This window comes from uncultured Algibacter sp., assembly GCF_947495925.1.
Classification (GTDB): domain Bacteria; phylum Bacteroidota; class Bacteroidia; order Flavobacteriales; family Flavobacteriaceae; genus Algibacter_E.
Genome location: NZ_CANMAU010000005.1, coordinates 361254 through 376612, shown reverse-complemented (window position 1 = coordinate 376612; position 15359 = coordinate 361254). Strand labels below are relative to the sequence as shown.

The following is a 15359-nucleotide window of genomic DNA, read 5'->3' as shown; positions in this document are numbered from 1 at the left end:
TCAACATGAAAAAATCACTATTCCTCACCGCTTTTTTACTGCTCATTTCCAATACCATTTTTGCACAAATTGGAGGTATTGAAGATTCCGTTAATGATGTTTCCGATACTATAAGAGCCATCTTTCCCATCATTCTGGGAGTAATCTTTCTAATAGGCTTCCTATTTAATGCCGGACATTTCTTTGGCGAGAATGCAGACCTCAAAAAAGGAATTACCCGTGTATTGGTCTTTGTACTAATTGCGGGTGCAGTAGTGGGCATATTTACCTATCTCATAGGCATCGTGGTGTAACATGAAACGCTACGAAATCTATAAGGATATCCGAAAGCGAGCAGTGATAATGGGGTTGCCCATTTCATTGTTCGCTTTGATGATGACATCGGTCATCGGGTCATTGCTATTCATCATCTTTTCGTTCAGATTTTTGGTCATCATAGCGGTATTCGTACTTAACGGGACATTGTATGTGGTGCTTACCCGACTTTCCAAGCATTCTGTCTTACTGCATTTCAACAAGGTATTCCCAACAACAATAAGCAACAAAAAACAAAGCCAACTCAAATATGATAAAGATTAACCTATCCGCATACCACCCCATATTAAGCATAGAAAAAAACATTGTTTTTGCTAATAATGGTAATGTAGTACTATGCTATAAAACTGATTTACCAGAAATCTATTCCTTATCAGAAAAGGACTTTGAAGACCTGCACGGTTCATGGTTTCAAGCATTCAAATCCCTACCAACAAGTACAGTAATCCATAAACAGGATATTTATCAAAAAAGCCTCTATGAGGCAAATAATCTACCCAATAAAAGCTTTTTGGAAAAGGCAACCTACAATCATTTTAAAGGACGGGAATGCATTACCCATGAATCCTATTTGTTTTTTACCCTTCCATTGGACAAAGCTTTGAATGCTTCAAAATTTACCAATCCGTTCCGTAAGTTGGAAAAGGGCATTCACAAACAATTGGACCATAATGTTCAGGAGTTTATTGCTTCGGTAAACGATGCGGTTTCCTTTATCAATAACAGTCGTAAAGTGTCCCTGAAGCCATTAAACGAGAGTGAAATACTAAATGTATGCGATGCATACTTCAATGGATTTAATGAGGGTTTTGATACCGATATTCAATTGAAAAAATCAGCAATTGAAGTTGGAGAGAACCATTTTGATGTACTGGCAGTAAATAGCGAACTCTGTTTTGGGGATTCGGTACAAAGCAGTAAGACCAATGACAAATTCACTTCAGATGATTTTGTATTCCATCAGGGCTTTATTGATAGTTTGGGTTTGAACCTAAATGAAAACCATATCATCAACCAAATCATTTACCTAGATGACAAACACAAATGGAGAAAACTACTGGACAAGAAAATTGAAGAGCTTAGCAAGAGCTCCAACTTCGGAACACAGAACAAAGTCATTCAAAGGAAGATTGAAGCCATTGTTGCTAAAATTAATGAAGACGATAGTTCAAGAATTATACGTGGGCATCTCAACATTATTTTCTGGTGTCCGGAAGCCGGACGGCTAAAAAATATTGCTTCGAAGATTAAGACTGAATTCAAGGAATTAGACATTGTACCATATTACCCAAAGGGGGAAGAACGAAAGCACTATTTCCTTAACTCTTATTGTTGTTTCAGTTCCAATTTCTCTAATGAAGATTTATATGTCTCCGATTTAAAGCATGCATTATGCTTATACATTAACAATACAAATTACTTGTCAGACGCCACTGGCGTCATTTTCAATGATAGACAATACAATATTCCAGTTTTAAAAGATGTATGGGATGAACAAAAGAAGCGTATCAAAGCCAGAAACTTTGCCATTTTTGCCCCAACAGGAGAAGGTAAATCCTTTTTAGCCAATAATATACTTCGGCAATACTTCGAAGCCGACGTTCGGCTGGTCATTATCGATTTGGGAGGTTCCTATTCCAAATTCGCGAAGCTCTATCCCAATGACAATATCATCTTACGATATGAGCAGGGAAAGAATCTAGGAATCAATCCCTTTTACATTTCCAATGAAGCAGATTTGACCCCTGAGCGATTGGAAGACCTTGCCATTTTTCTATTAGAACTATTGGCTGAAGGTAATCAGGTTTCAAAAGCCAAGGAAGTGGCCATTAAAAAGGTACTACTGTATTACTACAAGCATATCCGATTAAATCATTCACTGGCTTCTTTGTATCAGTTTATAGACGATAAAAAAGACAGCCTCATAGAGGCTCTTAGTATAAGGGAAGAGCATTTTAGTGTTTACAACTTCCTGCATATCCTTTCGGAATATGTGGATGATGGGTTGTACAGCTTCCTCTTCAATGTGAGTGAAGACCAGACTTATAAAATTGAGGATAAGCGAATGATTGTCTTTGAACTAGATGAAGTGAAGGACAACAAGGAAATCCTTTCTGTTATGCTGAAGCTCATCAAGTCAGCTATCCAAATTACTATCTGGCGTAATCGTTCCGAAAGAGGTATTATCTTATTTGATGAGTTTGCCAAACAACTGAAGTTTGACAATGTTTTGGAAAGTGTGGAATTCTACTATCAGGCTATCCGAAAACAAAATGGTGCTATTGGTATTATTCTGCAATCCATCAATCAATTACCGAACAATTCCACGTCGGCCAGTATTCTAGAGAATACACAGGTCATTTACAGTCTTCGGAACGAGAAAGGGTACGAAGAACTTCAAAAACGATTGAATCTTTCGAACCATGATTTAAACCAATTGAAATCTATCCGCAATAACCTTACGGGAGATAGAAAGTACACAGAAATGTTCATCAAGATTGGAAAGGAGAGCAATATTTTTCGCCTCGAAGTGCCCAAAGAAGTGTATGCCGCTTACCTCACAGATGGTAAGGAAAATGAGGCCATAATGACCATTTATAATGACATCGATAATATGGAAGAAGCCATAAAAACATTCATTAAACAATTATAAATCTAAAAAACGATAACCATGAAATTAAAAATCAAACTCTTAGGAATAGCCCTAACCTTTGCCCTTTTAATGCCAGCAGGCGCTGCCTGCCAAGGGATGCCAGTGTATGACAATACGAACTTTATCAGTTTTGCCAAATCCCTGCTAGAATCGGCAAAACAGACCTCTCAATTATTGAAAACAGTACAGTTTCTAAAAACTCAAAAGGAAAATATCGAGAAGGTTAACAATGTGATTAAACAGTTAAAAGCAGTACGTGATATAGCAAGAAACAATCAAAAATTATTTGATATGGTACAGAACGATTTAAGGGGAATTTTGAACTCGCCCTATATCAAATCAGATGAAGTCAATAGGGTTTCAGAATCCTTTAATTCCATAATTGAAAGCTCCTTGGAAGGATTGGATTATATAGACCAGATTCTTTCCAGTAATAATCTTAAAATGACCGATGCCGAACGTGCAGAAGTTCTTAAAGGCATAGAGTTACAATCTAAGGAAATGGTGGCTGAAATTGAGGCCAAGACCAAACGCTATCGTGAGATTATTGCCTTTAGAGAAATGCAAGATAAAATCAATAACAGGGAAACCAATTACTAATGGCAGGTATCTTTTTGGGTATAGGATTGGAATATGTTGATGCAGTGTTTACCACCATCAAAAACAGTGACTTTTCACAGTACACCATTACTGGAATGAAGACACTGGCTATCCTCTTCTTTCTCATCAATATTTTAAAAAAATACAATGAAGGTGTAGCTAATAATGAGGGATATACCTGGGGATTAACTCCAGCAGAATTGGCAAAGAATTTTGCAGTCGTCATTTTGGTCATCTTTTCTACACAGGTATTGGATGTTTTTGATACCATTCTTGTGGCCATTGAGACCCAATACCGAGACACGGCTCCTGCGCTCCTCCCTTTACAGATTCAAGATATCGATTTGGAACAGGATGTGGGCGCATTGGAAGCCGCCAAAAAAGCAATGGCCATGTTGTACGAAGCATTAGTAACGCCATTGTATGGATTAAAAATGCTGGCTTTTATAATAGGCATCTTTCTTTGGTTATTGGATTTGTTTATTTATCCGTTATTTCTAGCAGAACGCTACTTTTTACTTGGGATAATGCAAGCGTTTTTCCCGTTGGTCATTAGTCTTGCCGTTTTTGAAAAGTTCCGTTCGTTGGCATACAACTTCTTTAAACTCTATGCAGGAGTCTATATGCTAGTACCTGCTTTTTTCTTGGTCAACGTATGTGTAAACAATCTGTATACGGAAATCAATACCAACTTTTGGAACACCCTTTTTGGAACAGATTGGGGTAGTACATTTTTTGCGCCTTTACTTCAATTTGGTTCTATTGGATTTATCGTTCTGCTCAAATTCAAACTCTATCGTAGGGCAACATCATTTGTCTTTAAACTTTTCACCGCCTAATTAATTATGAAAACACCATATCAAAATATTTACAACGTACTCCGCTTGAACCGATTCATTGTTTTAGCAGTCATTATAGGAGGAGTTTTAACCTGTATTGTTTCACTAGCCATGGTTATAAAGCTTCATAAAGAATCCATTAACAATGCTTTTGTGGTCAATTCGGATGGAAGTGTCATTCCCCTTAAAATGGTACAGCAAAATGAAAATTTAGAAGTAGAAGTATTATCACATTTAGAACAGTTCCATACCTATTTCTACCACATAGATGCGAGCAATTATGAAAAGAATCTGGAGAAAGCTTTATGGCTGGGAAATAGTTCTGTGGATGCACTGTACAGACAGAAAAAATCAGATGGAGTTTACAACCGATTGTTACAATATTCTTTGGTACAAAAGGTGTTGAAAATTGAATCAAAAATCGACATTCAAAAAAAAACCTATCGATTTGAAACCACTGTCATTTTTGAAATTAATCGAGGGGCAATAATTGACGTTTATAAGCTCACTACATCTGGAAACATTATCCATGTGGATAGAAACTTTCCCAACAATACCCACGGATTATTGATAACCAACTTTTTTGAAAACAAACTGAAAAAGCTAGAAGATTATGAAAATTGAAAAGAATAAAACCGTGTTCGCTACTGTCATTTTATGTGTAGTGCTGTTCATTGGCTCATACGCTGTAATTGTATTGGGAGATGAAGAAGAACCAACGATTGAAAACAATCAGATTCCCGTTCCAGAATTGGGAGATGAGCAAAAGGAGTATGATTCCAAATTAGAAGCTCTGGATGACCTGAAGGAAGAACGGGAAACGACCGCACCATCAATTTATCCAGACCATATGATAGATGATAAGGGATACTTCAATCCCGATTATATGGAATATAAAAAGCAACGTATCATCGACAGTATTTATAATGACGGGCATATCAGTTATTCCGATAGAAGTTTTAGAAAATCTAAGGTCAAGATTGGGCTAAAGCCACTTCAAAAAGATTCTGTTTCCGAGATAGCTATGAAAGAGGAAAACATCACTTCTAAAGAATTAGGGTTGGAGCATCAACTGTTTTTTGCTTCAAATCCGTTACAGAATGAAAACCTAATAGCTCAGAATACTGACGCCTTCATTTATGTGCGAGTAGATGGTACACAAATCGTACGGAACAATTATCGTTTGCAAATGCATTTGACAAAAGATGCACTTATCAATGGAAAGACTGTCCTAAGAAATACGCCCATTTATGGTTTTGTGAGTTTTAAACCGAATCGAACCATTATAGAAATTGAAAACATCAATCACAAACCTGTTGAACTAAATGCTTTTGACCTTCAGGACGGAAGTGAGGGTATATACATTGAAAACAGCTTTAGAGCTGAAGCTAGACAGGAAGTAGTCGGAGATATTGTGGATGATATCAATATTGTTGGTGTGCCACAAGTAAGTGGAATCAAAAGGATATTCCAAAGAAATAACCGCAGCGTAAAAGTTACAGTAACCGATAATTACCAACTCATTTTAAAACCTATCCTATGAAAACCATAATTCTAATCGCAATAGCATTATTTGCAAACCATATAGTTGCTCAACAATCGTTGGATACTATCTATGCCAACGATAAAAAGAATGTAGCTCTATTTTTCCCTGAACCTATCCGTCAGGGCATTACAGGAACACCCAACTTTGTGTTTACCTACAACAGAGAAAAAGAACAATATTTTGGTTTGTTGCAAGCCACTCCAGGAACCGAGAGCAACTTACTTACCGTAACAAAAAATGGTCAAGTCTATTCCTATATTTTGAAGTATAAAGAACAGCTACCAAGGTTGAATTACTTTATTACATCTAAGGAAAGTATCGGAAGAGAACAACCAGTAATTTTAAAACAGGAACCAATACTTCAGCCATCTGGTAGGATAGATTATTTCAAAAAATTCAGTAATCATTTATTGAAATTAAATTCTGGTTCTATTGCAACCAAGAGAAAAAGAGGCATCAAATTGCGGCTGCAAAAGATGGTTTATAATCCTTCTGAAGTTTATCTGGTATTGGAAATCAAAAACAAATCTGAAATTGATTTTGAAATAGACTATTTGAACATATATACAGTTAATGGCAATAAGAAACGTAAAGCTTCTTATCAAAAACTATTGATTCAAGCTGAGTATCATCATGAAATGCCTAACATTATCAAAGTAGGACAATCACAAAGGTTTGTGTATGTAATGCCCAAGTTTGTATTGGGAGATAATGAAAAACTGATGATTGAATTACAAGAATTGAAAGGAGGTAGGAAAGTTATTCTAAAAGCTAAATAACTTCGCTAAATCTTTATTGTGGCAAGTTTGCTTCGTAAGACTTTCATATCATCACTGACTTTCATATCCAATATTTTAGCATAATGTTGTGTAGTTCTCAAAGATTTGTGACCAAGCATTTTACTAACAGATTCAATAGGTACGCCATTCGTAAGGGTAACAGTAGTAGCAAATGTATGGCGTGCTAAATGAAACGTTAAATTCTTATTGATTTCGCACAAATCTGCAATCTCTTTTAAATAGGAATTCATCTTTTGATTACTCAAAACGGGTAGTAATCTATTTTCAGTTAACAAATTAGACTGATTAGCGTATTTTTCAATTAAAGCTTCAGCAGTTGGAAGTATTGGAATGTTACTACGTGTATCAGTTTTAGTTCTTTTAATTTTAATCCATTTGGCGCCATCAATACCAATAACGATATCGTCTTTAGAAAGTTTCTTTACATCAGCATAAGCCAATCCTGTAAAGCAGCAAAAAATAAAAATGTCTTTTACCTGGTCTAAACGTTCTGTATGTAATTCCTTTTCGACCATTTTTTGAATTTCTTCTTTGGTCAAAAATCCTCTATCTACAGTCTTAAGTTTTGCTTTCCAATGAAGAAAAGGGTCTTTATCAATCCAATCATTGGCAAAGGCGATACGAATTATCTTTTTAAAATTAGTAATGTATTTAATAGCAGTATTGTGGCTGCAATTTCGTTCTGTTTTTAAATAATATTCAAAACCAGTTATAAATTTATGGTTAACATCTTTGACTAAAATATCTTTAGCTCCGTATTCTTTTTGAATATATTCAGATACATGTTTTTTTGCAGTTCTATAGCGTTCCGCTGTTCCTGCGGCAAAGTCACTACCAACAAGTTTATTGACTTTTTTGTTGTGGTCTTCAAAAATATCTAATAGCATTCGCTTATCAGAATCTTTACCTAAATAAGAATCTCTAAGTGAGATTGCAGTAACAGGTTTACCTTCAGATACAAATTGTTGTTCAATAGTATATATCCTATTTTTAATCGTATTGATATATCTATTAATGCCATGAGACTCATCAGAACTGCCACGAGCCATATTCATATCAGAATTCCATTTATCAACTAATACTTTACGCCTAATACTTAATTCGGCTCGTTGACCATTTAGAGTTATTCTAAGGTAGATATTTGCTTTGCCATTATAGTCTGCTTTGCACTTTTTTATATAAAAAAGTAGAGAAAATGAATTATTCATAGGAGTCAGTTATATATTTTACTTTGAAATTACAAAAAATAAAATAAAGCAAAGTGATTGTAACTCCTTTATTTACAGATGCTTTGGGTTTATTCGGGGTCAGTTGGAGATGAGGTGAAGTGACCCCGAATTAGCCCCCTTTTCTTTGATGATTTTTGCTATTATTTGGCAATTAATAAAATTAAAAAAGCCGATAAACGTAGTGTTTATCGGCTTTTGGTAGAATTTAGTAAATTCTTAGCGGAGAAAGAGGGATTCGAACCCCCGGAGGTGTGACCCTCAACAGTTTTCAAGACTGCCGCATTCGACCACTCTGCCATTTCTCCTTGAGTGCCTAATCAAGCTATTTGCCTGAATGCGGGTGCAAATATAGAACGCTTTTTTAATTCTTTCAAATAAAACTTCACTTTTTTAGAATAAATTTTTGCTTCAATCAAAGTATATTTATTTTTTTTGCATTGTGCTGAAAAAGAAGTTTACATCCCTTATTTTTGCAGTCAAATTTTATTTCTAAAATGGATACCATAAAACAGCTTAAATGGCGCTATGCAACAAAAAAATTTGATGCCACAAAAAAGCTATCAAAGGCTAAGTTAAATGTTGTAAAACAGGCATTTAATTTAACAGCAACTTCTTTTGGGTTACAAACCATTAAGCTTTTGGTCATTGAAAACACTAAATTAAGAGAAGATCTAGTCGAACATTCTTATTTTCAAAAACAAGTGTTAGAGGCATCGCATCTGTTGGTAATATGTATTCAAAATGATGTTCTTAAAGAAGATGTGGAAGCGTATTATAATAATATTCAGGATATAAGAAAAACGTCTAATGAAATATTAGATCCTTATAAAGAAGATTTGATTAAAATGATGGCAGGTATGTCACTTACAAAGCGTCAGCAATGGTCCACCAATCAGGCTTACATCGCTTTGGGTAATTTAATGACCGTCTGTGCTTTAGAAGGTATTGATTCTTGTCCCATGGAGGGGTTTGTGCCTGTCAAGTACGATGAGATTCTTAGTTTAGACGAAAAAGGTTTAAAGTCTGTATTGCTTTTACCTATTGGTTATAGAGCTCAGGATGACATGTTTGCCGACTTGAAAAAGGTAAGAAAACCTATAGAAGAAGCTATAATTGAATTTTAAAAATAAAATTAATAAATTGAGCGTCACCTTCGGGTTGGGCTCAATGGCATTTGCTCTTAATATAGAGATTTAACTCATGCCTCAACCTTATCGTTAAAACCACGATTCAACATATAATAAAATATTAAAACTATGCCAGGATTTGAATTAATTGGAGATTTAGAAAGAAAAGAAGTAAACGATGTATTAGACAATGGGGTTTTTATGCGCTATGGCTTTGATGGCATGCGTAACGGCCACTGGAAGGCGAAGGAATTGGAAGCTGAATTAGGAAATCAGCTTAAGTCTAAACATGTTCAGCTTGTTTCAAATGGTACCGCTGCCGTAACAGTAGCTTTGGCTGCTGCAGGAGTAGGAGCAGGAGACGAAGTTATTATGCCAACTTTTACATTTGTAGCAAGTTTTGAGTCTATAATGTTATTGGGAGCTATACCTATTTTGGTTGATATCGATGATACTTTAGGGCTTGATCCAAAAGCTGTTGAAACTGCTATAACACCAAAAACCAAAGCAGTTATGGTGGTCCAAATGTGTGGAAGTATGGCGAGAATGGGTGAATTACAATCTATTTGTAAAGACCATAATCTTTTATTAATAGAAGATGCATGTCAGGCTATTGGTGCGACTTTTAAAGGGAAACCACTTGGTAGTATAGGGGATTTAGGTTGTTTCTCTTTCGATTTTGTAAAAACGATTACAAGTGCTGAAGGTGGAGCTGTAATTACCAATAACGAAACGTATTATACCAATGCAGATCATTATACAGATCACGGACATGACCATGTTGGTAGCGATCGAGGGGCAGAAACACATCCGTTTTTAGGGTATAATTTCAGAATATCAGAACTGCATGCTGCAGTGGGCTTGGCTCAAGCAAAACGTTTACCTGAGTTTTTAGCCATTCAAAAAAGAAATTTCGGAATTATAAGAGACGCCTTATCTGAAATTCCTGAAGTAACATTTAGAGCTGTTCCAGAAGGTGGCGAGGAGAATTATGGTTTTATAAGTTTCTTTTTACCAGATTTAGATATAGCCAATAAAGTATCCGCTGCTTTTAAGGAAGATGGTGTGGATGCTTGTTTTCACTATTATAATAATAATTGGCATTATATTAGAAGATGGGACCATTTGAAAGAATTGAAGTCGTTGTTTCCAATAACTAAAGAAGTTAAAGAGGGGATATCTTACCTGAGCTCAGCAGAGTTTCCTCAATCTGATGCTTACATAGCAAGGAACATTTCTTGTTTAATTAAATTATCTTGGACTGAAGAACAAGTTAAAGAAAGAGCAGCTAAAATGGTTAAGGCTATTAAAGCTTCCCTTTAATCTAGATAATACAGGAATTAGAAATACACCCTAATGAACCATACACTTTGGCTTGTTAGGGTGTTTTTTTAGTAATGATTCCTATTTCTTCTTATGTGGTTTATATTTTGAATATAATATAAATCACTGTATTTTAATTGTTTAAGATGATTTTTGTAGTTTAATTCTTTTAAATTATTAATTAATTTAGTATCTTTAAACAGATTACAGATTAAACTCTCTGCAATATGAAACAATGAAAATGTTTGTTGTTTTATATAATATGTAATCAATTAATAGCATGACGGTAGTTAACAATTTCATTACGTTTTAGAACCGCTCCATCTTATTTTATTCTAGTTTTTAAATGATTTTATGTATGTAATAGCTACCTGTTTCAGCATATAATTCTATCAAAATGATGCGTTCATTTTGATTAATGATAATTTATATTTTAACTTAAAGCTATTAATCATGAAACATTTCTATTTTTTTTCAACATTCATTTTAATCTCACTGTTTAGTTTTTCTCAGACTTACAAATTAGAGGTTAAGAAAATTTATTCGTGGGATACTAATGAAACTCCCTCAACCTGGAAACACGACGTTACCGAGCAGTATAGTTATGATAACGGAGGTAATAAGGAAACAAAGATAATCGGATATCAGATTCCAAGTATGGAAATGATTTATCAAACTACAAAGACTTACGATTCTAATAACAACATAACCTTAAGTGTTCAGCAATTTTGGAATGATTCTTCAATGGAGTGGATAAATGGGTACAAGGTTATGTATGTCTACTACAACGGTTCAAATAATTTAATGGAAGAAACCAGGCAAACCTATAACCTCTTAACCATGGAGTATCAGAATAGCTCTAAAGTATACTATGAGTATAATGGCTTAGATATGACAGTACAGATTGATCAAACATGGGATGAGGGAATGAGTACTTGGGTTAATGAAGATAAATTAGAAATATCGTATACAAATGGTTTGGCATCGAAAGGTTTGTTTAGTGAGTGGAATTCTGGTGGTGGAATGTGGGAAGTTGAAGAACGTATAATGAGAAGTTATAACATGAATGATTTGCCAGAAGAAGATTTTGGTGAAACATGGAATGGCAGTGGCTGGGATAATTCAGAAAAAACTAACTACACCTACATGGGACTTCTTCAAACAGAACAGTTGAGTCAGAATTGGAATGGCAGTAGTTGGGAAGATAGTGATAGAGCTTTGAGTGAATATAATAATGGGAATAGGAGTGTTTTTACTTATGAAAATTGGGACGTAGGAATGGATAAGTGGATTCCTGAATATAAAGAGGAGACGACCTATTCTATGGCAGACCCATTGAGTACTAGCACTTTTGGGGCAGGTAGTTTTAAAGTATTTCCGAATCCTGTTTCAACAGTGGTAAATATAAAATCTGCCGGAACCATTAACGAGGTTGAGCTATTTAATATATTAGGGGAGAAGGTAATGTCTACTAATCGGGTGAATCAATTGAATGTTGAAGGTCTTAAGTCTGGGATGTATCTTTTGCGTATTGATATAGATAATCATACATTCTCTAGGAAGCTAATAGTTAAATAGGATTTTAATAATTTACATAATCTACAATTTCTAAGCCATAGCCAATCAAGCCAACACGTTTGGTTTGTTTGGTGTTAGAAATTAACCTCAATTTATGTATATTCAAGTCATGTAATATTTGTGCACCAATACCAAAATCTCTATTATCCATATTGATTTTTGGAGCCTTTGCAACCGAATTTAAAACTTGATTTTCCTTTAAATACCCTAAGCGGCTCAAAATATTCATAGATTGAGATTCTTGATTTATAAAGATTATCGCGCCTTTGCCTGCTTTATTAATAACACTAAACATATCGTCTAATTGCTTATCAGCATTATTAGTTAGTGTACCCAAAATATCGTTATTAAACAACGTGGAGTTTATACGTGTTAGCACATCCTCATTGTCTTTCCAATGTCCTTTTGTGAGTGCTATATGAACTTGATTGTTAGTGGTTTGCTTGTAGGCTCTTAATCTAAAACTTCCAAAACGAGTTTCAACCTGAAAGTCTTCTTTTTTCTGAATTAAGGAGTCATGTTGCATTCTATATGCAACCAAGTCTTCTATGGAAACAATCTTTAAATCTAATTTTTTTGCAACCTCCATTAATTGAGGAAGACGAGCCATTGAACCATCTTCATTCATGATTTCAACAATAACTCCGGCCGGATTTAACCCTGCCAAACGCGCAAAATCAATAGCCGCTTCTGTATGTCCTGTTCTTCGTAAAACACCACCTTCTTTAGCAACTAAAGGAAATATATGTCCGGGTCTTGCTAATTCAAAAGGCTTAGTGTCATGATCTATGAGCGCTTTAACAGTTTGTGCTCTATCACTTGCAGAAATTCCTGTAGTAACACCTTTACCGCGTAAATCTACCGATACGGTAAATGCCGTTTCCATAGGATCGGTATTGTTTCGAACCATCATATTTAATTCCAATTCCTTGCATCGGTTTTCAGTCAATGGTGCGCAAATAAGTCCTCTACCGTGCGTGGCCATGAAGTTTATCATTTCTGGTGTAACCTTATCAGCTGCGGCTAAAAAATCACCTTCATTTTCACGATTTTCATCATCTACAACAATAATTACTTTACCGTTTCTAATATCATCAATAGCTTCGCTAATGGTATTCAGTTTAAACTCTTGAGTGCTTTTTGTAGTCATAGTATTTGCCATCATTATGCAAAGATATTGCTTATTTTAAAAGATTCTGTATAATTCTATCTTAAGTCCTTCTTAATTTTTTAATTAAAAAAATGTTGCAATAAAGAATATGCAGGGTTATTTGAAATTAAATAAGGCAAGTAATAAAGGGCTAAAAGAATAACTATGCCGTTTTTTTTATTTCATTGTTTAAATGTAAATCCTTGTTTGTTTTTTTCTTTTGGTACAGGTAAATGATAAAATAGAGAGGGAGTCCTACTAGAATAAACAATATGGAATTTGGTATGGACTCCTTACCAATATGCTTGTTAAATATGGAACTACTTATAAAAGACCTTATTAAAGCAAAGAAAAAAAGAATACCAACGATAATACCAATGGTAAACAAAATATTACCGATGAAATCGTAACCATTGTTTTCTAAAATTCGACCAGGTAAGGCAAAAGCAGCGAAAATAATATATAGTATACATGCCAATTGCGAATCTTCATCAAATCTATTTTTTAATCGTATGGACTCTTCATATTTCTGATTAGTGAAATGCCCAGCGAATTTTAGCTGTTGATTGGTTATACCTCTATGATTTAAAATACCTAATGCAGTGTTTTTATAGGCAATTGAGTAATCATATTCTCGGTAATTTTTAATAATGTCTATAAGTTTATTATTATCGTAGTTGCTAAGTGTTTCATAATGTTCAGAATCACTTGTGTACTTAGTCTCATCTGGATCGATGCTAACTTTCTTAATACCAAATAATTTTTTAAGTGGCTCCAAAACACCTTGTCCTTCAAACAACCCACGATCTGCTGTTGCTCTTTTGGTTAAAAAGATTCCAAGAGGGAGCATTACTAATGTGGAAAACCAGCTTGCAAATATGGGATTGAACCCATCACTTTTAGCACTGTTAGTAGCAAAAATTCCGATAAAATGGTAGGTTAAAAACAATACTATCGCAATCACCATGGGTAAGCCAATACCGCCTTTTCTGATAAGTGCACCTAATGGAGCACCCACAAAAAATAGAATGACACAAGCAAAACCTAAGGCAAATTTTTCATGAAATGAAATAATGTGCCTATTTAACCATGCTTTGGAATTCTTAATGGTGGTCTCCTTAGATGTAATAATTTGTTTCGAACTTCTTAAGGATTTTGTAGCGAGATCAACTAATTGTATTTTATCCTTAGTTTCAAAAATGTTAAGAAGATCGCCAGAATAAACTTTATCCTCTTTTGACGTTTTATTTTTAGATGCTTGAAATTTAGAGCCTCGTACTATTTTTTTATTAAACCTAGAAAAACCAGAGCGTTGTTGTAAGTTCTTCGAAAAAGCACTATGGGCATTTTCACTTTGCTTTACAAGTGAGTCAATGGTAATGTTCAAGCCAACTACATTAAGCATGTTGTACTTGTCGGTTTGAGATTGTTCATCAAAATCAACATCATTCAATTTTGATAAATCTATATTGATAATCTTTTTCTCAAATGCACTTTTAATAAACGGTTTCTTTTTCTTTGCGCTTGCCTTTTTCGGAGATAGGTCACTGTAATAATAACCGTCCAATAAAATAAGCTTTAAAACATTAGAGTCTTTTTCGCTAGCCAGCTCTCCTGATTTAGATTTAATTACTGTAGCGTTTGTTCTACCATCACTGCCTTTAACATGTATCGTTACATCCTCTAAAAATTGATCTCTATCACCGCTTTTGTCTGCAAATTTTATATTATAGGTACCTACCTCATTAAATTGCCCCTCTGCGAGTAGCATAGCAGGTTTTAATTTCGCGATATTTCTTCTTAGGTTGTACGAGTTAAGCTCTGCCCAAGGAATAACGTTATTTGAAAAGAAGAATGTAATAACACCCAAAACAACAATAAAAATACTGAGGCCAGACATAGCACGCCTTAATGAAATTCCAGTAGATTTCATAGCAGCAAATTCATAGTTTTCAGCAAAGCTACCAAATACCATAATAGAGGCTAATAAGATAGTAAGCGGCACTACCAAAGGGATTAGCTTAGGCATAAAGTATACCAAAAACTTTACAATAACTATGATATCTAAATCTTTTCCTGCTAATTCTTTAATGTACAACCAAATGGTTTGTAAAATAAATATCAGCATGAGAATAAGAAACACGCTGATAAAAGTTTTAAGATAGGAGGTTAATATGTACCGATCTAATATTTTCACAC

Annotated in this window: 13 protein-coding genes and 1 tRNA gene; 10 read left to right on the top strand and 4 right to left on the bottom strand. The window is 34.6% G+C overall.

What is annotated here, in order from left to right; all coding sequences use genetic code 11:
• Window positions 1-5 precede the first annotated feature (5 nt).
• From Q0857_RS12650 to Q0857_RS12615, 7 genes are all read left to right on the top strand, one after another.
• Window positions 6-293, top strand: a complete 288-nt coding sequence (locus Q0857_RS12650; RefSeq protein ID WP_097047315.1) for a hypothetical protein — start codon at window positions 6-8, stop codon at window positions 291-293.
• Window positions 294-565: 272 nt separating this feature from the next.
• On the top strand, window positions 566-2968 hold the full coding sequence (locus Q0857_RS12640; RefSeq protein WP_298535825.1) for a TraG family conjugative transposon ATPase: 2403 nt from the start codon (window positions 566-568) through the stop codon (window positions 2966-2968).
• An 18-nt stretch (window positions 2969-2986) separates the two neighbouring features.
• The gene (locus tag Q0857_RS12635; protein WP_298535823.1) at window positions 2987-3568 is read left to right on the top strand and encodes a conjugal transfer protein; all 582 of its coding nucleotides are present in this window, start codon (window positions 2987-2989) and stop codon (window positions 3566-3568) included.
• Window positions 3568-4407, top strand: a complete 840-nt coding sequence (locus tag Q0857_RS12630; protein ID WP_298535821.1) for a hypothetical protein — start codon at window positions 3568-3570, stop codon at window positions 4405-4407. The genes Q0857_RS12635 and Q0857_RS12630 overlap by 1 nt, the downstream gene beginning before the upstream one ends.
• A gap of 6 nt (window positions 4408-4413) precedes the next feature.
• Window positions 4414-5031: a conjugal transfer protein TraK gene (locus tag Q0857_RS12625; RefSeq protein ID WP_298535818.1), complete on the top strand. Its 618-nt coding sequence runs from the start codon at window positions 4414-4416 to the stop codon at window positions 5029-5031.
• 13 nt (window positions 5032-5044) lie between these two features.
• Window positions 5045-5950 carry a conjugative transposon protein TraM gene (gene traM / locus Q0857_RS12620; protein ID WP_367278096.1) on the top strand — a complete coding sequence of 302 codons (906 nt, stop codon included), beginning with the start codon at window positions 5045-5047 and terminating at the stop codon, window positions 5948-5950.
• On the top strand, window positions 5947-6732 hold the full coding sequence (locus tag Q0857_RS12615; RefSeq protein WP_298535814.1) for a DUF4138 domain-containing protein: 786 nt from the start codon (window positions 5947-5949) through the stop codon (window positions 6730-6732). The genes traM and Q0857_RS12615 overlap by 4 nt, the downstream gene beginning before the upstream one ends.
• Before the next feature lie 5 nt (window positions 6733-6737).
• On the opposite strand, the gene Q0857_RS12610 is transcribed toward Q0857_RS12615, so the two are convergent.
• Together Q0857_RS12610 and Q0857_RS12605 are read right to left on the bottom strand one after the other, a co-directional pair.
• Window positions 6738-7961, bottom strand: coding sequence for a site-specific integrase (locus tag Q0857_RS12610; RefSeq protein WP_298535811.1), 1224 nt, complete (start codon window positions 7959-7961; stop codon window positions 6738-6740).
• Window positions 7962-8202: 241 nt separating this feature from the next.
• Window positions 8203-8287 (bottom strand) — tRNA-Ser (locus Q0857_RS12605).
• 189 nt (window positions 8288-8476) lie between these two features.
• Between Q0857_RS12605 and Q0857_RS12600 the strand changes: the two genes are divergently transcribed.
• The 3 genes from Q0857_RS12600 (at window position 8477) to Q0857_RS12590 (ending at window position 12010) form a co-directional block, all read left to right on the top strand.
• Window positions 8477-9106, top strand: a complete 630-nt coding sequence (locus Q0857_RS12600; protein WP_298535809.1) for an NAD(P)H-dependent oxidoreductase — start codon at window positions 8477-8479, stop codon at window positions 9104-9106.
• A gap of 132 nt (window positions 9107-9238) precedes the next feature.
• Window positions 9239-10432, top strand: coding sequence for a DegT/DnrJ/EryC1/StrS aminotransferase family protein (locus Q0857_RS12595; protein WP_298535807.1), 1194 nt, complete (start codon window positions 9239-9241; stop codon window positions 10430-10432).
• 453 nt (window positions 10433-10885) lie between these two features.
• Window positions 10886-12010 carry a T9SS type A sorting domain-containing protein gene (locus Q0857_RS12590; RefSeq protein WP_298535805.1) on the top strand — a complete coding sequence of 375 codons (1125 nt, stop codon included), beginning with the start codon at window positions 10886-10888 and terminating at the stop codon, window positions 12008-12010.
• A gap of 4 nt (window positions 12011-12014) precedes the next feature.
• Here Q0857_RS12590 and ribB read toward each other — a convergent pair whose 3' ends face one another.
• Together ribB and Q0857_RS12580 are read right to left on the bottom strand one after the other, a co-directional pair.
• Window positions 12015-13160 carry a 3,4-dihydroxy-2-butanone-4-phosphate synthase gene (gene ribB / locus Q0857_RS12585; RefSeq protein WP_298535803.1) on the bottom strand — a complete coding sequence of 382 codons (1146 nt, stop codon included), beginning with the start codon at window positions 13158-13160 and terminating at the stop codon, window positions 12015-12017.
• A 163-nt stretch (window positions 13161-13323) separates the two neighbouring features.
• Window positions 13324-15357: an LptF/LptG family permease gene (locus Q0857_RS12580; protein ID WP_298535801.1), complete on the bottom strand. Its 2034-nt coding sequence runs from the start codon at window positions 15355-15357 to the stop codon at window positions 13324-13326.
• Window positions 15358-15359 lie beyond the last annotated feature (2 nt).